Origin of the sequence: Pseudomonas sp. 22082 (genome assembly GCF_052046055.1) — a bacterium.
Lineage (GTDB): Bacteria > Pseudomonadota > Gammaproteobacteria > Pseudomonadales > Pseudomonadaceae > Aquipseudomonas > Aquipseudomonas pharyngis.
In genome coordinates, this window is the sequence record NZ_JBQEQB010000033.1 from 1 (window position 1) to 20829 (window position 20829).

Annotated in this window: 18 protein-coding genes; 13 read left to right on the forward strand and 5 right to left on the reverse strand. The window is 60.9% G+C overall.

Going from position 1 to position 20829, the window contains the following annotated elements; genetic code table 11:
- Positions 1 to 107: 107 nt before the first annotated feature.
- Positions 108 to 1553 carry an alanine/glycine:cation symporter family protein gene (locus ACTJK9_RS27465; RefSeq protein ID WP_163973737.1) on the reverse strand — a complete coding sequence of 482 codons (1446 nt, stop codon included), beginning with the start codon at positions 1551 to 1553 and terminating at the stop codon, positions 108 to 110.
- A gap of 509 nt (positions 1554 to 2062) precedes the next feature.
- On the reverse strand, positions 2063 to 3487 hold the full coding sequence (gene aspA / locus ACTJK9_RS27470) for an aspartate ammonia-lyase (RefSeq protein ID WP_039765095.1): 1425 nt from the start codon (positions 3485 to 3487) through the stop codon (positions 2063 to 2065).
- A 180-nt stretch (positions 3488 to 3667) separates the two neighbouring features.
- Here aspA and ACTJK9_RS27475 point away from each other — a divergent pair, with 180 nt between their 5' ends.
- The gene (locus tag ACTJK9_RS27475) at positions 3668 to 4579 is read left to right on the forward strand and encodes a LysR substrate-binding domain-containing protein (RefSeq protein ID WP_440817477.1); all 912 of its coding nucleotides are present in this window, start codon (positions 3668 to 3670) and stop codon (positions 4577 to 4579) included.
- Positions 4580 to 4677: 98 nt separating this feature from the next.
- Here ACTJK9_RS27475 and ACTJK9_RS27480 read toward each other — a convergent pair whose 3' ends face one another.
- Complete coding sequence (locus tag ACTJK9_RS27480; protein WP_085612421.1) at positions 4678 to 5292, reverse strand: hypothetical protein; 615 nt, start codon at positions 5290 to 5292, stop codon at positions 4678 to 4680.
- 515 nt (positions 5293 to 5807) lie between these two features.
- Here ACTJK9_RS27480 and purE point away from each other — a divergent pair.
- The 4 genes from purE (at position 5808) to ACTJK9_RS27500 (ending at position 8391) form a co-directional block, all read left to right on the forward strand.
- Entirely contained in the window at positions 5808 to 6299 is a 492-nt protein-coding gene (gene purE / locus ACTJK9_RS27485; protein WP_007954291.1) for a 5-(carboxyamino)imidazole ribonucleotide mutase, read from the forward strand.
- 10 nt (positions 6300 to 6309) lie between these two features.
- The gene (locus tag ACTJK9_RS27490) at positions 6310 to 7392 is read left to right on the forward strand and encodes a 5-(carboxyamino)imidazole ribonucleotide synthase (protein ID WP_011336621.1); all 1083 of its coding nucleotides are present in this window, start codon (positions 6310 to 6312) and stop codon (positions 7390 to 7392) included.
- Positions 7393 to 7505: 113 nt separating this feature from the next.
- Positions 7506 to 7751 carry a GlsB/YeaQ/YmgE family stress response membrane protein gene (locus ACTJK9_RS27495; protein ID WP_003229635.1) on the forward strand — a complete coding sequence of 82 codons (246 nt, stop codon included), beginning with the start codon at positions 7506 to 7508 and terminating at the stop codon, positions 7749 to 7751.
- 103 nt (positions 7752 to 7854) lie between these two features.
- Positions 7855 to 8391 (forward strand): DUF3299 domain-containing protein, encoded by a 537-nt coding sequence (locus tag ACTJK9_RS27500; protein WP_440817480.1) that lies wholly within the window; start codon positions 7855 to 7857, stop codon positions 8389 to 8391.
- A 105-nt stretch (positions 8392 to 8496) separates the two neighbouring features.
- Here ACTJK9_RS27500 and ACTJK9_RS27505 read toward each other — a convergent pair whose 3' ends face one another.
- Both ACTJK9_RS27505 and ACTJK9_RS27510 read right to left on the reverse strand, forming a co-directional pair.
- Positions 8497 to 9396, reverse strand: a complete 900-nt coding sequence (locus tag ACTJK9_RS27505; protein WP_221398354.1) for a D-hexose-6-phosphate mutarotase — start codon at positions 9394 to 9396, stop codon at positions 8497 to 8499.
- A 57-nt stretch (positions 9397 to 9453) separates the two neighbouring features.
- Positions 9454 to 9858 carry an acyl-CoA thioesterase gene (locus ACTJK9_RS27510; RefSeq protein ID WP_003229628.1) on the reverse strand — a complete coding sequence of 135 codons (405 nt, stop codon included), beginning with the start codon at positions 9856 to 9858 and terminating at the stop codon, positions 9454 to 9456.
- 377 nt (positions 9859 to 10235) lie between these two features.
- On the opposite strand from ACTJK9_RS27510, the gene ACTJK9_RS27515 reads away from it, so the two are divergent.
- The 8 genes from ACTJK9_RS27515 (at position 10236) to ACTJK9_RS27550 (ending at position 20824) form a co-directional block, all read left to right on the forward strand.
- On the forward strand, positions 10236 to 11534 hold the full coding sequence (locus ACTJK9_RS27515) for an MFS transporter (RefSeq protein ID WP_085612419.1): 1299 nt from the start codon (positions 10236 to 10238) through the stop codon (positions 11532 to 11534).
- Positions 11535 to 11688: 154 nt separating this feature from the next.
- Positions 11689 to 12690 carry a phosphate ABC transporter substrate-binding protein PstS gene (locus ACTJK9_RS27520; protein WP_064600501.1) on the forward strand — a complete coding sequence of 334 codons (1002 nt, stop codon included), beginning with the start codon at positions 11689 to 11691 and terminating at the stop codon, positions 12688 to 12690.
- A 424-nt stretch (positions 12691 to 13114) separates the two neighbouring features.
- Positions 13115 to 15148: an ABC transporter permease subunit gene (locus ACTJK9_RS27525; protein WP_440817516.1), complete on the forward strand. Its 2034-nt coding sequence runs from the start codon at positions 13115 to 13117 to the stop codon at positions 15146 to 15148.
- Positions 15149 to 15164: 16 nt separating this feature from the next.
- Complete coding sequence (gene pstA / locus ACTJK9_RS27530) at positions 15165 to 16835, forward strand: phosphate ABC transporter permease PstA (protein ID WP_064600499.1); 1671 nt, start codon at positions 15165 to 15167, stop codon at positions 16833 to 16835.
- Between the two features lie 82 nt (positions 16836 to 16917).
- Positions 16918 to 17751: a phosphate ABC transporter ATP-binding protein PstB gene (pstB, locus tag ACTJK9_RS27535; RefSeq protein ID WP_007954333.1), complete on the forward strand. Its 834-nt coding sequence runs from the start codon at positions 16918 to 16920 to the stop codon at positions 17749 to 17751.
- 71 nt (positions 17752 to 17822) lie between these two features.
- Entirely contained in the window at positions 17823 to 18584 is a 762-nt protein-coding gene (gene phoU, locus ACTJK9_RS27540) for a phosphate signaling complex protein PhoU (RefSeq protein ID WP_007954334.1), read from the forward strand.
- Between the two features lie 177 nt (positions 18585 to 18761).
- Complete coding sequence (locus tag ACTJK9_RS27545; protein WP_011336612.1) at positions 18762 to 19718, forward strand: response regulator; 957 nt, start codon at positions 18762 to 18764, stop codon at positions 19716 to 19718.
- Positions 19719 to 19927: 209 nt separating this feature from the next.
- Entirely contained in the window at positions 19928 to 20824 is an 897-nt protein-coding gene (locus ACTJK9_RS27550) for a peptidoglycan DD-metalloendopeptidase family protein (protein ID WP_064600495.1), read from the forward strand.
- Positions 20825 to 20829: the final 5 nt, after the last annotated feature.

A 20829-nucleotide genomic window follows, 5' to 3' on the forward strand; every position in this document is an offset into this window, starting at 1 on the left:
TAAAGATGTTTCGACTGATTCACCGTCTTCGCGAGCAAGCCCGCTCCCACAGGTAATGCATTGCACTTTAACTGACGGGCGCAGGGGATGCGCCCGTCATTCTCCCGTCAGCGTTGCGCTGCCGGGATGCCTTGCGGCTGAGTGTTGGCCTGGGTGTCGGCCGACGGGTTGGCAGGCCAGGCTTTCAGGTCCAGATCCAGGTCGCTGAACTTGCTGGAGTCGAACACAGGCTGGTCGACGCCGGCGCGGCGCTGCGCGTCGTAGTCGCGCATCACGCGCATGCCGACCTTGAACAGCAGGGCCAGGGCCATCAGGTTGACGAAGGCCAGGCAGGTCATGGTGATGTCGGCGAAGGCGAACACGGTCGACAGATCCTGCATCGAACCCCAGACCACCAGCGCCAGCACCAGACCGCGGAACGTCATCAGCGCAGCGCGGTTGCGGGTGAGGAACTGCAGGCTGTTTTCGCCCAGGTAGTAGTTGTAGAGGATGCACGTGAAGACGAACAGCGACAGCGCGACGCTGACGAACATGCGGCCCCAGTCACCCACCACGGCGGCCAGCGAGTTCTGGGTCAGGACGATGCCGTCACCTTCGAAGCCCGGGGTGTAGAAGCCCGACAACAGAATCAGCAGCGCGGTGCAGGTGCAGATCACGAAGGTGTCCAGGAACACGCTGAACGCCTGAACAACGCCCTGAGCACCCGGGTGCTTCACGGCGGCCACGGCGGCGACGTTCGGCGCACTGCCCAGGCCCGCTTCGTTGGCGAACACGCCACGCTTCACGCCCATCACGATCGCGCTGCCGAGCAGGCCGCCGAAAGCCGGGTCAAGACCGAAGGCGCTTTTGAAGATGGTGACCAGCATGGCTGGCACGTGTTCGATCTGAGTGCCGATCACGTACAGGGTCACACCGATGTAGGCCAGGGTCTTGATCGGCACCAGCAGGTCGGACACCGAAGCGATGCGCTTGATGCCGCCGATGAAGGTGATGGCCAGCAGCACTGCCAGGACGATGCCGGTGTGTTGCGGATCAAAGGCAAAGGCGTTTTGCAGCGAGTGGGTCACGGTGTAGGACTGCAGGCCGATGAAGGCGAAGCCGTAGGTGACCAGCAGCAGGATCGAGAACACCACCGCCATGCCTTTGAGCTTCAGGCCGTGCTGGATGTAGTAGGCCGGGCCGCCACGGTACAGGCCGTCGCCATCGGCACGCTTGTAGACCTGGGCCAGCGTACATTCGAAGAAGCTGCTGGACATGCCGACCAGTGCGGTCACCCACATCCAGAACACCGCACCCGGACCACCCAGGGTCACGGCGATGCCGACACCGGCGATGTTGCCTGCACCGACGCGGCCGGCGAGGCTGAGCATCAGGGCCTGGAACGAGCTGAGTTGCCCGGCGCTGCCCTTGAGGCTGTCGCGGAACACCGCGAACATGTGGAAGAAGTGGCGCAATTGAACGAAACGCGAGCGAATCGTGAAGTAGCTACCGAGCCCGACAATGAGCACGATCAGTACTTTCCCTGAGAGGAAGTCGTTGATGACTTCGAGCATGGATTTTTCCTCGCTGTTTATTGTTTAAGCAAATGCTGGATGGTCAGAAACATCGCGTTACACCGGTGCGCGCGCGGCACAACAGGCGAGGCGAGGGTTCGTCCCGGATCCATATCGCGGGTTTGTTATTAGTTCGGGTTTCGCATGGGTTATGGCCTCGTTACCGACGACCGCTCACGCGAAGAGGGGCGGCACTATACCGATCAGTGCGGCGCCCGTCTGCACGGTTGTGGTGCAAGCGACGAAACGAAGCTTTGAAACACCCGACGTTACCGGCGTCGGGCTTGTATGGGGACTGCTCTTTTGTGGGAGNGTCAGGTTCATTGATGCCGACTGATATGACGCCTTCGCGAGCAAGCCCGCTCCCACATAAAGCCGTTCCCAGACATACGTTTTTCTCTGGCAAACAGTTAAAAAAAAGGGCTCGGGGAATCATCCCCAAGCCCTCAAAAGGTGAGAGGTGTCTAGTCCCTCGACCTGGTGAGCGGTGCTACAAGTCACGCGTCGGCTCAGGCTTTGAGCGGAACCAGACGCGGAGCAATCATGTTTTCCGGGCGCAGGATGTCGGCGAGCATGGCTTCGTCGAGCAGACCTTCTTCGCGCACCAGTTCCAGCACGCCGCGGCCGCTTTCAAGGGCGATACGGGCGATGCGGGTGGCGTTTTTATAGCCGATGTACGGGTTCAGTGCAGTGACCAGACCGATCGAGTGTTCGACCAGTTCGCGGCAGCGCGCTTCGTTGGCGGTGATGCCGACGATGCAGTGCTCGCGCAGCATGTCCATGGCGCGTTGCAGCAGGCGGATCGAGTCGAGGATCTTGAAAGCGATCAGCGGCTCCATCACGTTCAGCTGCAGTTGGCCGCCTTCGGCTGCCATGGTCAGTGCCAGATCGTTACCGATGACCTGGAACGCCACCTGGTTCACGGCTTCCGGGATCACCGGGTTGACCTTGCCTGGCATGATCGAGCTGCCTGGCTGACGCGCTGGCAGGTTGATTTCGTTGATGCCGGTGCGCGGGCCGCTGGACAGCAGGCGCAGGTCGTTGCAGATCTTCGACAGCTTGACCGCGGTGCGCTTGAGCATGCCGGAGAACAGCACGAAGGCGCCCATGTCGGAGGTGGCTTCGATCAGGTCGGCGGCTGGAACCAGCGGTTGACCGCTGATCAGCGCCAGACGCTGTACGGCCAGGGCCTGATAGCGCGGGTCGGCGTTGATACCGGTGCCGATCGCGGTGCCGCCCAGGTTCACTTCGGTCAGCAGTTCCGGGGCCAGCGTCTTCAGACGGGCCAGGTCTTCGCCCATGGTGGTGGCGAAAGCACGGAATTCCTGACCCAGGGTCATCGGCACGGCGTCTTGCAGCTGGGTACGACCCATCTTCAGGACGTGGTTGAATTCTTCACCCTTGGCCGCGAATGCCTGAATCAGGCTGTCGAGGCTGGCCAGCAGCGCGTCGTGACCCAGCAGCAGACCCAGGCGGATCGCGGTCGGGTAGGCGTCGTTGGTCGACTGCGCCATGTTCACGTCGTCGTTCGGGTGCAGGTACTGATATTCGCCTTTCTGGTGACCCATCGCTTCCAGCGCGATGTTGGCGATCACTTCGTTGGCGTTCATGTTGGTGGAGGTACCGGCGCCACCTTGAATCATGTCGACCACGAACTCTTCGTGGAAATCGCCGCGGATCAGACGGGCACAGGCTTCGCTGATGGCAGCGTGCTTGGCTTCGCTCAGGTGACCCAGCTCGCGGTTGGCGTCAGCAGCGGCCTGTTTGACCATTGCCAGACCGACAACCAGCTTCGGGTAGTGCGAAATCGGAACGCCCGAGAGACGGAAGTTGTTCACCGCTCGCAGGGTCTGGATGCCGTAATACGCTTGAGCAGGGACTTCGAGGGTGCCAAGCAGGTCGTTTTCTGTGCGGAATGATGCAGCGGAGGACATGATAGAAATCATCTCGATAGGGACCCGGTCTGTGCCGGAACGCTGCGAATGCTAGGCTTGTGGGAATTTTTGGGCCAATGCTGTTAAACACTGCCCTATGCACATTCGGCATAATGCCCGTGTGACGCCGCGTGCGCGGCAGACGTGTGACCTGTTTTGGTGCGTGTCCGGGAGGACGTGATGAATCTGGAAAGCAAATGGCTGGAGGACTTCAGTGCTCTGGCCGCCACCCGCAGCTTCTCGCAGGCGGCCGAACGGCGCTTCGTGACCCAGCCGGCCTTCAGTCGGCGGATTCGCAGCCTGGAAGCGGCGCTCGGGCTGACGCTGGTCAACCGCTCGCGCACGCCGATCGAGCTGACGGCGGCGGGGCAATTGTTCCTGGTCACCGCGCGCACGGTGGTCGAACAGCTCGGTGAAGTGCTGCGCCATTTGCATCACCTCGAAGGCGGGCAGGGCGAAGTGATCCAGGTCGCGGCGGCGCACTCGCTGGCACTCGGCTTCTTCCCGCGCTGGATCGCGCAACTGCGCAATGAAGGCCTGAACATCGCCACCCGGCTGGTCGCGACTAACGTTGGCGACGCCGTGCACGCGCTGCGTGAAGGTGGATGCGACTTGATGCTGGCGTTTTATGACCCGGACGCGGCCATGCAGATGGACCCGGAAATCTTTCCGTCGCTGCACCTGGGCCAGACCGAGATGCTGCCGGTGTGTGCGGCGGATGCCAATGGCAAACCGCTGTTCGATCTGGAAGGCGAGGGCAGTGTGCCGTTGCTGGCGTACAGCGCCGGGGCGTTTCTCGGGCGCTCGGTGAATGGCTTGCTGCGCCAGCGTCAGCTGCGCTTCACCACGATTTATGAAACCGCCATGGCCGACAGCCTGAAAAGCATGGCGCTGGAAGGCCTTGGTATCGCCTGGGTTCCGCAACTGAGCGTGCGGGCCGAACTGGCCCGTGGCGAACTGGTTGTCTGCGGCGGCCCGCAATGGCACGTGCCGCTGGAGATTCGCCTGTATCGCTGCGCGCTGGTACGCAAAGCCAATGTGCGGTTGTTGTGGCGCAAGCTCGAAGGCGGTGCGGCGAGTGGCAGCAACTGAATGAAAGCAGAGGCGAATCTTGTTTTTCGCCTCTGCCAAGTCGGGTGAGCTTGATTAAAATACGAGAGCTCGTGGGATGCGCCAGGTTTGCATCAATCTCAATCGTCGTCCCCGTCGTCTTCGGGGCGCGGCACAGCTCGCTGTGCAATCGGTTTGTCCAGGTAATTGCGAATGTTCTCTCTATTTTTATCACTGAAACGGTTGGCGTTGCTTCGAAGTGGTGAGAAGTCATCATCCCTCATGATTGTTTCGCTCCACCATCCGTTGTACAGGATTTCGCTGTCTTCATGAGTCGCTCCGAACATGTGGCCTGCTTCGTGAGCAGGGACCATGTCGCTTCTTATCGAGGATATACACGCGTAACCCTTGCTTTGTGCAATTCCCATTGTGCCAGGGTTTATATTGTCGCGGGTCAGTAATAAATACTTGTTGAATCTAGTGTGCGCGTCTTGCAGAAGCTTGTGGCCGAAATGGTTTCTTAGCTTTTCTGCCCAAGCGTCCAAAGAACGGGCGGCAGGTAGTCTTTTATAATCAAATCCACTCAAGGTTTCTGCTTCTGACGGGGTGAACATATTGACTAATAGCTTGCGGCCGGAGAGTTCCTGGATTTCGTCGGTAAACCAGGAAAAATGGGTCTTGTACAAGTCTCGTCTGCTGCCGTCCGATAAGTCCTCATGGATGAAGACATTCAATGTTAAAGGCTGTTTGGCCATGTTCGAATCCTTTGGATGATTTCAATTGACTTGATAGTGTGATGGGCAAGCGTGATGGTGCCGGCCGTCTTGCCATTGCGGCTTTGGAAGTGCTTATAATATGGATTTGTTTCTGTGCAATATAAGTTGTTTGTTGTTGGCTGTTTGGTGGCTTCTTTGTTTTTAAGTTCGTGTTTGGTTGTATATCATTTAATTCTTGTTATGGCTCTTTGGAATGTTTTGATTTTTATTACATGAAGTTATTCGGAAGTTTGAGTACGCTCTCCATTCGACCTGTTGATCATGTATCCCGCGTGAAAAACGAAGCAATATTCCTGAACCTTGAGTCAGCAAAATGTGTGGTTACGCTCAGATGACAGATGGTCGCAACGGGGGCTGTTTATTGCTTTCTTTGCGGTATACTGCGCGGCCTTCGGCCGGTTCGTCCGGCCATTTTTCCTACAACAAGCCACGCATCCTGCGTGGCTTGTTGTTTTTGACGCGCCTGCGGGCGCCCAGAGAGAAGAGGCGCGACGATGAGTGCACTGGTTGGCGTGATCATGGGCTCCAAGTCCGATTGGTCCACCCTTAGCCACACCGCCGATATGCTGGAAAAGCTCGGCATCCCGTACGAGGTCAAGGTGGTTTCTGCCCACCGCACCCCGGATCTGCTGTTCCAGTACGCCGAAGAGGCTGAAGGCCGCGGCATCGAGGTGATCATCGCCGGTGCCGGTGGCGCAGCCCACCTGCCAGGCATGTGTGCGGCCAAGACCCACCTGCCGGTGCTGGGCGTGCCGGTGCAGTCGGCGATGCTTTCGGGCGTCGACTCGCTGCTGTCGATCGTGCAGATGCCGGCCGGTATTCCGGTCGCCACCCTGGCCATCGGCAAGGCCGGCGCGATCAACGCCGCGCTGTTGTCGGCGAGCATCCTGGGCGCCAAGCATCCACAATTCCACGCGGTACTGAAAACCTTCCGTGCCGAGCAGACAGACAGCGTCCTGGACAATCCAGACCCACGTATTGCCTGAGGTTGTTGAGATGAAGATCGGTGTAATCGGTGGCGGCCAGTTGGGTCGCATGTTGGCCCTGGCGGGCACTCCGCTGGGCATGAACTTCGCTTTCCTCGACCCTGCGCCGGACGCTTGCGCCGCTGCGCTGGGCGAACACCTGCGGGCCGATTACGGCGATCAGGATCATCTGCGTCAATTGGCCGATGAAGTCGATCTGGTGACCTTCGAGTTCGAAAGCGTTCCGGCGGAAACCGTGGCGTTCCTTTCGCAATTCGTGCCGGTCTATCCGAGCGCCGAAGCCCTGCGCATCGCCCGCGACCGCTGGTTCGAAAAGAGCATGTTCAAGGACCTGGGGATTCCGACCCCGGCGTTCGCCGACATCCAGTCGCAAGCCGACCTGGACGCCGCCGTTGCGTCGATCGGCCTGCCGGCCGTGCTGAAAACCCGCACCCTGGGTTACGACGGCAAGGGCCAGAAAGTCCTGCGCAAGCCAGAAGACGTGGTCGGTACGTTCGCCGAACTGGGCAGCGTGCCTTGCCTGCTGGAAGGCTTCGTGCCATTCACTGGTGAAGTGTCGCTGATCGCTGTTCGCGCTCGTGATGGCGAGACGAAGTTCTATCCGCTGGTGCACAACACCCACGACAGCGGCATCCTCAAGCTGTCGGTCGCCAGCTCCGATCACCCGCTGCAGGCGCTGGCCGAAGACTATTCCAGCCGCGTGCTCAAGCAGCTGGATTATGTCGGTGTGATGGCGTTCGAGTTCTTTGAAGTCGACGGTGGCCTCAAGGCCAACGAAATCGCCCCGCGCGTGCACAACTCCGGGCACTGGACCACCGAAGGCGCCGAGTGCAGCCAGTTCGAAAACCACCTGCGGGCCGTTGCCGGTCTGCCGCTGGGTTCGACCGCCAAGGTCGGCGAGAGCGCGATGCTCAACTTCATCGGTGTGGTGCCGCCGGTCGAGAAGGTCATCGCCATCGACGATTGCCACCTGCATCATTACGGCAAGGCCTTCAAGGCCGGGCGCAAGGTCGGTCACGCCAACCTGCGCTGCAAGGACAAGGCGACCCTCGAGCAGCAGATCCTCAAGGTCGAAGCGCTGATCGCCGAGTAACGACAGTTTCATCTGGCAGAGGCGGAACCATTAAGGGGCCGCCGTTCTCTGATGGCAGGATGCGAAAGTCTGGCTAGGCTTCATCGCATATCTACCATTCAGAGGGAAATGCCATGGGAATTATCGGAACCATCTTTATCGGCCTCATCGTCGGCCTGCTGGCGCGGTTCCTGAAACCGGGCGATGACAGCATGGGCTGGATCATGACCATCCTGCTCGGTATCGGCGGTTCGCTGGCAGCCACCTACGGCGGCCAGGCCCTGGGCATCTATCAGGCCGGTCAGGGCGCAGGTTTCATCGGTGCGCTGGTTGGCGCCATCGTATTGCTGGTGATCTACGGCCTGATCAAAAAGAACTGATTCAAAGCGACAAAGTCCTCTCCGCCAATCCGGCGGGGAGGGCTAAAATGCTCGGCGATTCAGCGTCCCCTCCCTTTTCGAGCATCCTTTACCGAGCACCTTCATGCGCCGTCTTCTGTTGACTCTCCTTTTGCTGGGCAGCGGTCTGGCCCACGCCAGCGAACTGCCGGAAACCGACTGGCTGGAACTGATGCCCAAGTCGGACCAGAAAGCCCTCGAGGCCATGCCTGAAATCGACCACAACTCCCCGGAAGCCACCGGCACCTTCACCCAGAAAGGCGGGATGAAGCAGGCCAAAGGTTTGCCGGCGGTGATGTATTCGACCAAGACCGTGGCGTCGATGAATGACAAACACATCCGCATCGGCGGTTATCCGGTGCCGCTGGAATCCGACGCCAAGGGGCGCAGCACGCTGTTCTTCCTGGTGCCGTACCCGGGCGCCTGCATCCATGTGCCGCCACCGCCACCGAATCAACTGGTGCTGGTGCGCTATCCGAAGGGTTTGAAGCTGGACGATATCTACACGCCGTTATGGGTGACCGGCACGCTGAAGATCGAAAAGGTCAGCAACGACCTGGCCGATGCGGCGTATGCGCTGGAAGCGGACAAGGTGCGGGTGGTGCAAGAGTCCGATCTCTAAGACTTGGCGCAGAACCCAATGTGGGAGCGGGNCCAGTTACATCGATTTGTCTGACACAACGCCTTCGCGAGCAAGCCCGCTCCCACAGTTATTTTGCGCTAGGGTTTAAAGCGATTTTGAACCGACGCTTACACCCATGGTGTGGCTGGAATCCGGCGCGAGGGTCACGATGTCGTCCATCACGTTCGCCGTCTCGATGCACAGCATGCGTTGCCAGCCGTCGTTGTCCATGTCGGCCAGTGCTGCCGCGCGGTCGATCCACGGGTTCCAGATTACCGCCGTGCGCGAGCCGGTAGCCGTCAGCACAATGCGCCGCTCCCAGGCCGGGTCGACGATGCTCAATTGCGGCGGGGCGTCGAGGTAAATGCGGTCGGTTTCGCCGGCAAAGTGCAGGTCGCCTTGCTGGGTGCAGGTCTTCCAGTCGTCCAGGGTCTCGATGTAATTCAAGCCATCGACGCCGGCGACGTGCACGTTGCGCACATCGCTGACGGAAAAATACGTGTGCAACGCCTGACTGAGGCTGACGGTGTCGTTGCCACGGTTGTGGCTGGTCAGGCTGAACTGCAATTGCTCGGACAAATGCAGGGTCAGGGTCAGGTCGACCTGATGCGGCCAGCCCGGCAGTCCGCCTTCGGGGTGGGGCAGCCTGAATTCGACCTTGACGCCGTCAGCCTCTGATTCGATGCCGCCCAGCTCCCAATCCATTGCCCGCACCAGCCCGTGCGCGGGGGCGGGTTGCGCACCTGTGTACATGGCCTGCACGCTCTGCGGGTTGCGTTCGAACTTGCCGAACCACGGCCAGCACACCGGCACACCGGCGCGGATGCTCTGGCCGGTCTTGAACACGGCCTTGTCGTTCAGCCAGATGATCGGCGGCTGGCCGTCCACCTGATAACTGAGGATGTGCGCGCCTTGCTGGGCCACCAGCACTTCGGCCTGACCGTGGCGGATGCGCCAGCAGTTCAGTTCATCCAGTTTCACGGCTTCAACGTTGGGCGTGTTCATGGGACAACTCTCGATCAGCAACTTGGACGACTATCGACCGTGAAACGGTCGCGAGGTTTAACGTGCGCGTGGCGGAACCGAGCGGGTGCGACCGCTGCCATCGATGGCAACGAACACGAACACCGCTTCGGTCACCTTGCGCCACTCGCTGGACAGCGGGTCGTCGCTCCACACCTCGACCATCATCTGGATCGAGCTGCGGCCGATTTCCAGGGTCTGGGTATAAAAGGACAATTGCGCGCCGACAGCCACCGGCACCAGAAACGCCATGCGGTCGATGGCGACGGTCGCGACACGGCCACCGGCAACACGGCTGGCCATGGCCGTGCCGGCCAGGTCCATCTGTGCGACCAGCCAACCGCCGAAAATATCGCCGAAGCCGTTGGTTTCGCGGGGAAGTGCGGTGATTTGCAAGGCCAGGTCGCCTTGCGGGATCGGATCTTCTTGTTCGAGCTCTATCATGCCGGGGGTGCCTCTGACCCGTGACTCTTCGTTGGTGCTGCTGGTGGTAGCCGTCTTCGGGAAAAACGATTCAGCACCGAACATACTACGTTCGTCACGTTTTCCATCAGGCGCCTAAGGAGAAACTCTGCGAAACCGGCTAATCCCGAGCAAAGGCCGGGCCAACGACGTTTTCGCACAGCAACCCCCTACAAACCGGAGCAAGGTTGCGAGTATATCGGTCGGTAGACTCCGCGACGACCGTCCGGTTCTGATTTCGACCGGCAAATACGCGCCTCTATGTGCTTTTTCGAACAATTTGCTATGGTGCCGAACCTGCCCGAGCCACAGCCAGCGTTGTTGTGGCGGCAGATCCGACTATAAGAGAAGACCTTGCCATGACCACAGCGCCCTCGAGCCTCGCGCAGCCCGACCAACCCGCACGACCGTTGACCCGCAATGACTACAAGACTCTGTCGCTATCGGCCCTGGGGGGCGCGCTGGAGTTTTACGATTTCATCATCTTCGTGTTCTTTGCCACCGTGGTCGGCAAATTGTTCTTCCCGGCCGATATGCCCGAGTGGCTGCGCCTGATGCAGACCTTCGGCATCTTCGCCGCCGGTTACCTCGCGCGGCCGCTGGGCGGGATCGTGATGGCGCACTTCGGCGACCTGCTGGGGCGCAAGAAGATGTTCACCCTGAGCATTTTCATGATGGCGGTGCCGACCCTGATCATGGGCCTGCTGCCGACCTACGCGCAGATCGGCCTGTGGGCGCCGATCCTGCTGCTGTTGATGCGCGTCATCCAGGGCGCGGCGATTGGCGGTGAGGTGCCGGGGGCGTGGGTCTTCGTTTCCGAACACGTACCCGGCAAGCACATCGGCTACGCCTGCGGCACCCTGACCAGCGGCCTGACAGCGGGTATCCTGCTCGGCTCGCTGGTCGCCACTGCAATCAACAGCATTTATACGCCAACGGAAGTTTCGGATTACGCCTGGCGCATTCCGTTCCTGCTGGGTGGCGTGTTCGGCCTGTTCTCGGTTTATCTGCGTCGCTGGCTGCACGAAACCCCAGTGTTCGCCGAACTGCAACAACGCAAGGCGCTGGCCGAAGAAGTGCCGCTGCGCGCCGTACTGCGCGACCATCGCGGGGCCATTGCAGTGTCGATGCTGCTGACCTGGTTGCTGTCCGCCGGCATCGTCGTGGTGATCCTGATGACCCCGACCGTGCTGCAGACGGTCTATCACTTCTCGCCGACCACCGCGCTGCAATCCAACAGCCTGGCGATCGTGTTCCTGAGCTTTGGCTGCATCATTTCCGGCGCGCTGGCGGATCGCTTTGGTGCCGGTCGCGTGTTTGTGTTCGGCTGCGCGGCTCTGCTGGCCAGCTCCTGGACCTTCTACCACAGCCTCGCCGATCACCCGAACTGGCTGTTCCCGCTGTACGCGTTGACCGGTTTTCTGGTCGGCACCATCGGCGCGGTGCCTTATGTGATGGTGAAGGCTTTCCCGCCGGTGGTGCGCTTCAGCGGTCTGTCCTTCTCTTATAACGTCGCTTACGCGATCTTCGGCGGCCTGACGCCGATGGTCGTCAGCCTGCTGCTGAAAGAAAGCGCGATGGGGCCTGCCTACTATGTGGCGGTGCTGTGCGGGATGGGGATCCTGGTCGGCGCGTGGCTGTGGAGCAAAGGTCGCTAAGCCACCTTCACACTTGCGGTTACAACTGAAAGGCCAGCCTTCCGACAGGGATGCTGGCCTTTCATCCAATTGTCATATTTCAGCCATAGAGTGTTCACACGGCCTGCTGATACTTGGCCCCGACTTAACACACCCTATCTGCTAGGAGTAAGGCATGAAACTGAAGCGTTTGATGGCGGCAATGACTTTTGTCGCTGCTGGCGTTGCGACTGCCAACGCGGTTGCCGCTGTTGACCCTGCTATCCCGAGCTACACCAAGACCACTGGTGTGTCGGGCAACCTGTCCAGCGTCGGTTCCGATACCCTGGCCAACCTCATGACCCTCTGGGCCGAGAACTACAAAAAAGAATACCCGAACGTAAACATCCAGATTCAGGCCGCTGGTTCCGCCACTGCGCCTCCTGCGCTGACTGAAGGCACCTCCAACCTGGGCCCGATGAGCCGCAAGATGAAGGACACCGAACTGGCGGCCTTCGAACAGAAATACGGCTACAAGCCAACCGCTATCCCGGTTGCAGTGGACGCCCTGGCTGTCTTCGTGCACAAGGACAACCCGATCCAGCACCTGACCATGGAACAGGTTGACGCGATCTTCTCGTCCACCCGCCTGTGCGGCGCCAAAGCCGACGTGAAAACCTGGGGCGACCTGGGCGTGACCGGCGACCTGGCCAACAAGCCGGTTCAACTGTTCGGTCGCAACTCGGTATCCGGCACCTACGGCTACTTCAAGGAAGAAGCCCTGTGCAAAGGCGACTACAAGCCTAACGTCAACGAACAACCAGGCTCGGCTTCGGTCGTGCAGTCGATCAGCTCCTCGCTGAACGGCATCGGTTACTCGGGCATCGGCTACAAGACCGCCAGCGTGAAAACCGTGGCCCTGGCCAAGAAAGGCAGCTCGGACTTCATCGAAGACACCGAAGAAAACGCCCTGAACGGCAAGTACCCGCTGTCGCGTTTCTTGTACGTATACGTCAACAAAGCCCCGAACAAGCCTCTGGCCCCGCTGGAAGCCGAGTTCGTGAAACTGGTTCTGTCGAAACAGGGTCAGGAAGTGGTCGTGAAAGACGGCTACATCCCGCTGCCAGCCAAGGTTGCTGCAAAAGCACTGGCTGACCTGGGTCTGCAGGAAGGCGGCGCTGAAGTCGCAAAAAAGTAACAAACTGAGTCAGGGGTGAACCCCGCCTGACTCACGTGTGGGGCCCGGCCCGCAAGCGGCCCGGCCCCCACACTCCCCGAATTCTTCTATCCACTGCCAGTGCCCTGCTGGCGGCGGATTTGGTGCGTCACTGCATTGTCATCTTTCTGTCATACAGGATCGCTAGGGTGTGCGCATGAATGATCTGGCCAATTCCAAAATGACTACGAACCCTCCCAAGCGCATTGACTTCAATACGCCTGAGTTGCAACGCAAGCGCCGCATTCGCGCGCTCAAGGATCGCTTCACCCGCTGGTACGTCCTCGTCGGCGGTCTGGCGGTGCTGGCAGCCATCACCCTGATCTTCTTCTTCCTCGCCTACGTGGTCGCGCCGCTGTTCAAGGGTGCCGACCTGACCGCGAAAGATGCAATCACCCCGGCCTGGATGCAGGACGCCGGCAAGCCGCTGATGATTTCGCTCGAAGAGCAGAATCAGGTGGCCATGCGCGTTTCCGACAAGGGCCAGGCGCTGTTCTTCGACATCGACAGTGGCGCTGAACTGAAGCGCGTCGATCTGCCCCTGCCGGCAGGAGCCAGTGTGAGCTCCATCGGCGAAGACCAGCCGGGCCATCCGCTCGTAGCTGTGGGCCTGTCCAACGGTCAGGCGCTGGTGTTCCGTCACACCTATAAAGTCAGCTACCCGGATGGCAAGAAGACCATCACCCCGGCCATCGAGTACCCGTACGGCGAGACACCGATCGCGCTGAACGAAAGCGGCGGTGCGCTGGAGCACGTCAGCCTCAACGCCACCGATTCGACCCTGATGCTGGTCGGCTCCACCGGTTCGCAACTCAATGTGCTGTCGCTGACCAGCGAAGAAAACATGATGACCGGCGAAGTCACCAACGAGCAGAAGCGTATCGATCTGCCGCAGATGACCGAGCCCGTAAAAAACATCTTCGTCGACCCGCGCCAGCAATGGCTGTACGTGGTCAACGGGCGTGCTCAGGCAGACGTGTTCAGCCTGCGCGACAAGAGCCTTAACGGTCGCTACAAGCTGCTGGAAAACGCTGACGCTGAAGTCACTGCGACTACGCAACTGGTCGGTGGTATCTCGCTGATCGTCGGTGACTCCAAGGGTGGCCTGGCCCAGTGGTTCATGGCCCGCGACACCGATGGCGAGCTGCGCCTGAAGCAGATCCGCACCTTCCAGATGGGCACCACGCCGATCGTTGAAATTTCCGCCGAAGAACGTCGCAAAGGCTTCCTGGCCCTGGATGCCAGCGGCAAGCTCGGCGTGTTCCACAGCACCGCGCATCGCACCTTGCTGGTCGATCAAGTCGTCGATGGCCAGGGCCTGTTCGGTCTGTCGCCACGGGCCAACCGCGTGATCGTCGAAGCCGGCGGCAAGCTGCAACCGCTGCTGCTCGACAACCCGCACCCGGAAGTCTCGTGGAGCGCACTGTGGAGCAAGGTCTGGTACGAGAACTACGACGAGCCTAAGTACGTCTGGCAATCGACTGCGGCCAACACCGATTTCGAACCGAAACTGAGCCTTTCGCCACTGACCTTCGGCACCCTGAAAGCCGCGTTCTACGCGATGCTGCTGGCCGCACCGCTGGCCGTCGCCGCTGCGATCTACACCGCGTACTTCATGGCCCCGGGCATGCGCCGCAAGGTCAAGCCGGTGATCGAGCTGATGGAAGCGATGCCGACGGTGATCCTCGGCTTCTTCGCCGGTCTGTTCCTCGCGCCTTATGTAGAAGGGCATCTGCCTGGCATCTTCAGCCTGCTGATGCTGCTGCCGATCGGCATCCTGATCGCCGGTTTCACCTTCAGCCGCCTGCCTGAATCGATCCGCCTGAAAGTCCCGGACGGCTGGGAAAGTGCGCTGCTGATCCCGGTGATCCTGTTCGTGGGCTGGCTGTCGCTGTACATGAGCCCGTTCATGGAGAACTGGTTCTTCGGTGGTGACATGCGCATGTGGATCTCCCACGACCTGGGCATCACCTACGACCAGCGCAACGCACTGGTGGTCGGTCTGGCCATGGGCTTTGCGGTGATCCCGAACATCTACTCGATCGCCGAAGACGCCGTGTTCAGCGTGCCGCGCGGCCTGACCCTGGGCTCGCTGGCCCTCGGCGCCACGCCGTGGCAGACCATGACTCGCGTGGTGATCCTGACTGCCAGCCCGGGCATCTTCTCGGCGCTGATGATCGGCATGGGCCGTGCGGTCGGCGAAACCATGATCGTGCTGATGGCCACCGGCAACACCCCGGTCATGGAAATGAACCTGTTCGAAGGCCTGCGCACCCTGGCCGCCAACGTCGCGGTGGAAATGCCGGAGTCGGAAGTCGGCGGCAGCCACTACCGCGTGCTGTTCCTGTCGGCGCTGGTGCTGCTGTTGTTCACCTTCGTCATGAACACCCTCGCGGAACTGATTCGTCAGCGTCTGCGCAAGAAATACTCGTCGCTTTAAGCAAAGGTAGAAGTCTGTGAAACAGAACTCCCTGAAAGGATGGTTCAAGAGCGGCGCCCCCGGCGTCTGGATCAGCGGCGGCGCGGTGTCCATCGCGGTCATCATGACCATTGGCCTGCTGGCGGTGATCGCCGTGCGAGGTCTGGGTCACTTCTGGCCGGCGGATCTGATCCACGCCAGCTATGACGTACCGGGCCAGGGCCAGCATCTGGTCGTGGGCGAAGTGGTGCAGAAAGAAGAAGTGCCGCGCGCCCGTCTGAAGAGCGCCGGCCTGCCGGTGCCGGACGAAGGTCCGGAATTCATGACCCGCGAGCTGATCAAGGTCGGCAACCGTGACCTGAACGGCAACGACTTCACCTGGATCGTCGGCGAGTGGCTGACCGACCAGAAGAATCCGCCGGAGCTGATGGCGCTGGAGCGTCGTGAGTGGGGCAACTTCTACGGCTACCTGGTCAACGTCAAACAGGACGGCAAGGTGATCGCCGAAGGCGAAGCCGCCTGGCCTGAGCTGCAAGCGCGGATCAACCGCGTGAACGGCCTCGCCGCGCAGCTCAAGTCGCTGGAAAAAACCGATATCGGCGCAATCAACGCCGGCCTCGAGCGCATCCGTCTGCACGGTCGCAAGCTGGAGCTGGAAGGCAAGCTCGACGCCACCGCGCAAGCGGACATGGAATCCGAGCGCGCCGAGCTGAACGCCCGCTATCAGGACATCGAAGCCCGTCTGGCCGACCTTCACGCGCAGTTCAACCGTGACGCTTTGACCGCTCGTGATGCCAACGGCAAGGAAATCGAAATCGGCCTGGGCAAAGTGGTTCACGCCTACCAGCCGAACGCGATGGGTACGTTCACCAAGATCGGTTTCTACTTCAGCAAGGTCTGGGAATTCCTGTCCGACGACCCGCGTGAAGCGAACACCGAAGGCGGGATTTTCCCGGCGATCTTCGGCACCGTGATGATGACCCTGATCATGGCGATGATCGTGACCCCGTTCGGCGTGTTGGCGGCGGTGTACCTGCGTGAATACGCCAAGCAGAACACCCTGACCCGGGTGATCCGGATCGCGGTGAACAACCTGGCGGGTGTTCCGGCGATTGTCTACGGCGTGTTCGGTCTGGGCTTCTTCGTCTACGTGCTCGGTGGCTCGCTCGACCGTCTGTTCTTCCCTGAAGCGCTGCCGGCACCGACCTTCGGTACACCGGGTCTGCTCTGGGCTTCGTTGACCCTGGCGCTGCTGGCGGTGCCGGTGGTGATCGTGGCCACCGAGGAAGGTCTGGCGCGTATCCCGCGCACCGTGCGCGAAGGCTCGCTGGCCCTCGGCGCGACCAAGGCTGAAACCCTGTGGAAGATCGTTCTGCCGATGGCCAGTCCGGCGATGATGACCGGCATGATCCTCGCCGTGGCTCGCGCCGCCGGTGAAGTGGCGCCGCTGATGCTGGTAGGTGTGGTGAAACTGGCGCCGTCGCTGCCGGTGGACGGCAACTACCCGTACCTGCACCTGGATCAGAAGATCATGCACCTGGGCTTCCACATCTATGACGTTGGCTTCCAGAGCCCGAACGTCGAGGCCGCGCGGCCGCTGGTGTATGCCACGGCGCTGCTGCTGGTGCTGGTGATCGCCACCCTGAACCTGTCGGCGGTGTACATCCGTAACCACCTGCGCGAGAAGTACAAGGCGCTGGACAGCTGATCGCCGTCACAAGAATTGAAGGGCTGCCGGCCTGTATCCCGGCAGCCAACCGAACCGAATTTGTTAGCACAGGGGATCTCCCATGCAGCACGAAACACATACCCACGGCATCAACATGTCTGCCCTGGGCCGCGACAAGCAGAGCCTGAACCTCGAGCAGGAAACCGTGGCCATCGAAGTACCGGGCCTGAGCCTGTACTACGGCGAGAAACAGGCGCTGTTCGACGTCAGCATGAACATCCCGAAACAGCGCGTGACCGCCTTCATCGGCCCGTCCGGCTGCGGCAAGTCCACGCTGCTGCGGACCTTCAACCGCATGAACGACCTGGTGGACGGCTGCCGCGTCGAAGGCGCGATCAACCTGTACGGCAACAACATCTACCGCAAGGGCGAAGACGTGGCCGAGCTGCGTCGCCGGGTCGGCATGGTGTTCCAGAAGCCTAACCCGTTCCCGAAGACCATCTACGAAAACGTGGTCTACGGCCTGCGCATCCAGGGCATCAACAAGAAGCGCATCCTCGACGAAGCCGTCGAGTGGGCGTTGAAAGGCGCGGCTCTGTGGGACGAAGTCAAAGACCGTCTGCATGACTCGGCCCTCGGTCTGTCCGGTGGACAGCAACAGCGTCTGGTGATCGCCCGTACCATCGCCGTGGAACCGGAAGTGCTGCTGCTCGACGAACCGTGCTCGGCACTCGACCCGATCTCGACCCTGAAAGTCGAAGAGTTGATCTACGAGCTCAAATCCAAGTTCACCATCGTCATCGTGACCCACAACATGCAGCAGGCGGCGCGGGTGTCCGACTACACGGCGTTCATGTACATGGGCAAACTGGTGGAATTCGGCGACACCGATACCCTGTTCACCAATCCGGCCAAGAAGCAGACCGAAGACTACATCACCGGTCGTTACGGCTGACAGTTGCGGGTTATTCACAGAATTGACGCTGCGGCCCGCCGCACCTTACCGGACGCTCCAAGGACGCCAACATGATTAGTAAAGAAGGCCTTACCCATCACATTTCCGCGCAGTTCAACGCCGAACTGGAAGAAGTGCGCAGCCACCTGCTGGCCATGGGCGGGCTGGTCGAGAAACAGGTCAACGACGCGGTCACCGCGCTGATCGAGGCCGACTCGGGCCTGGCCCAGCAAGTGCGCGAGATCGACGACCAGATCAACCAGATGGAACGCAACATCGACGAAGAATGCCTGCGCATTCTGGCCCGTCGTCAGCCGGCGGCGTCCGACCTGCGTCTGATCATCAGCATCTCCAAATCGGTGATCGACCTGGAGCGCATCGGCGACGAAGCGACCAAGATCGCCCGCCGTGCGATCCAGTTGTGCGAAGAAGGCGAAGCGCCGCGCGGTTACGTCGAGGTTCGCCACATCGGCGACCAGGTGCGCAACATGGTCCGCGATGCGCTGGACGCTTTCGCCCGCTTCGACGCCGACCTGGCGCTGTCGGTGGCGCAATACGACAAGATCATCGACCGCGAATACAAGACCGCCCTGCGTGAGCTGGCGACCTACATGATGGAAGACCCGCGCTCTATCTCGCGGGTCTTGAGCATTATCTGGGTGCTGCGTTCGCTTGAGCGGATCGGCGACCACGCGCGCAACATCTCCGAGTTGGTGATTTACCTGGTGCGCGGTACCGACGTGCGGCACATGGGCCTCAAGCGCATGAAGGAAGAAGTTGAAGGGACAAGTGGCGAAACCGCTAATGTTCCGGGCGATGCTGACGATAAGTAAGATTGCCTGAGAAAAGCGCCCGGCCCTTTGGCCGGGCGTTTTTGTTTCTGCTTTTCATAGGCAGAACCGAAATAAAAAGCAGCACCCGCGAACGAAAAGTCCCGGCGTGACTGAAGAGTTTTGGCAATGTGCCATCAGCCAGCGTTATGCTTGCCGGGATTTTAATAGGGGTGTTGGATGAGCAAGATCAGTGTGTTGGTCGTGGACGATGCATCGTTCATTCGTGACCTGGTGAAAAAGTGCCTGCGTAATTACTTCCCGGGGATCCGCACCGAGGACGCCATCAACGGCAAGAAGGCCCAGGCCATGCTGGCCAAGGAAGCCTTCGACCTGGTGCTGTGCGACTGGGAAATGCCGGAAATGTCCGGTCTCGAACTGCTGACCTGGTGCCGTGAGCAGGACAACCTCAAGACCATGCCGTTCATCATGGTCACCAGCCGGGGCGACAAGGAAAACGTCGTGCAGGCGATCCAGGCCGGTGTTACCGGTTATGTCAGCAAGCCGTTCACCAACGAGCAACTGCTGACCAAGGTCAAGCAGGCCCTGAACAAGGTCGGCAAGCTCGACACTCTGATGAACAGCGCTCCAACCAAGATGAACTCGGCGTTCGGCAACGACTCCCTGAGCGCGTTGACCGGCGGCAAGGCTGCCGTGGTCGGTTCCGCTCCGGCTGCTGCTGCGGCCAACCCGTTTGCCAAGCCTGCCGCTGCAGCCCCGGCACCTGCCGCCGCGCCACAGCGTGGCCTGCTCAACAGCCCGCCGGTGAAGGCTCCTGCAGCCTCAAGCGCTCCGGCCGGCGGTCGCGGTCAGGGCCAACTGCGCCTCCCTAGCGGCACTCAGCAATGCGTGATCAAGGCCCTGAGCATCAAGGAAGCGCTGCTGGTGGTGAAACGCACCGACACCCTGCCGCAGATCCTCGACAGCGCCGTGCTCGATCTGGAGCAGGGCGACAACGCCGAAATCGCCCGTCTCAACGGCTATCTGCACGCCGTCGTCGCCCACGAGCCGAAACCCGACAGCGACTGGCTGCAACTGACCTTCCGCTTCGTCGACCAGGACGCGCAGAAGCTCGACTACATCTCCCGCCTGATCGCCCGCGGCACGGCGCAGAAGCACTTCGTTCCGGGCGCGTGATCTTCGTCGCCTGACCGTCCGCCATCGCCAGCAGGCTGGCTCCCACGGGGTTCNCACACCGAACCTGTGGGAGCCAGCCTGCTGGCGATGGGGTCATCAAAAGCACCACCCATCTCTCGCACTGCCCAATTTGAAACATCTGTCGACTAGCCTGGTCTGCTTCAGCTGCTAGGCTCATTCCCAGGCCTTACTCGACAGAACTTTTGCCCATGCCCCTGCGCCTGCTGTTTTTCTGTGGTCTGTTCATGGCCTCCACCTCGACGGTGGCCATGACGATCTACAAGTCCACCGATGCCAACGGAGTGGTTTCGTACAGCGACCGTCCGAGCAAAGGCTCCCAGGTGTTCGTGTTTCAGGATCGGATGGTCGAGCGCCTCGAGCGCCAGGTCTATCTCGACATCAAGAAACAGAAGGGCGCGGACGTGGTGTTCGTGCGCAACGACCTGTATGCGCCGGTCGAGGTTGCCCTGGCGTTTACCGGGATGAGCAACGTGCGCGGCGCACCGGCGCAAACGATTCGCCGGGTGCTGCCGGCGCGCAGCAATACGCGGCTGGCGTTGCTGACGCCGGTATCCGGTGGCAAACCGCTGGTGTACACGCCGATGTTCCAGTATTCCCTCGGCGATCCGGCTGGCGCGGCTCAGGGCTATCGCTATCCGTTTCCATGGCGTGGCGGGCCGTTCCGCCTCAGCCAGGGCGCCAATGGCGATTACAGCCACTTCGGGCCGAAGAACAAATATGCGATGGACATCGCCATGCCGGTCGGCACGCCGATCATCGCGGCGCGCGCCGGGGTGGTGGTGAAGACCGAGAATTCCCAGAACGGACGCGGCACCGATCCGTCCGGCAACTTCGTGCGGATCCTGCACGACGACGGCACGATGGGCGTGTACCTGCATCTCAAACAAGGGTCGGTGAGTGTGCGCGAGGGGCAGCGAGTGGCGGTGGGCAGTCCGCTGGCGCTGTCCGGCAACACCGGCAACAGCAGCGGCCCGCACCTGCACTTCGTGGTGCAGCGCAATACCGGGATGGGGCTGGTGTCGATTCCGTATCAGTTCAACCAGCCGCTGGGGGCGTTGCCCAACTTTGCGCTGGGCAAGCAGTAAACCCC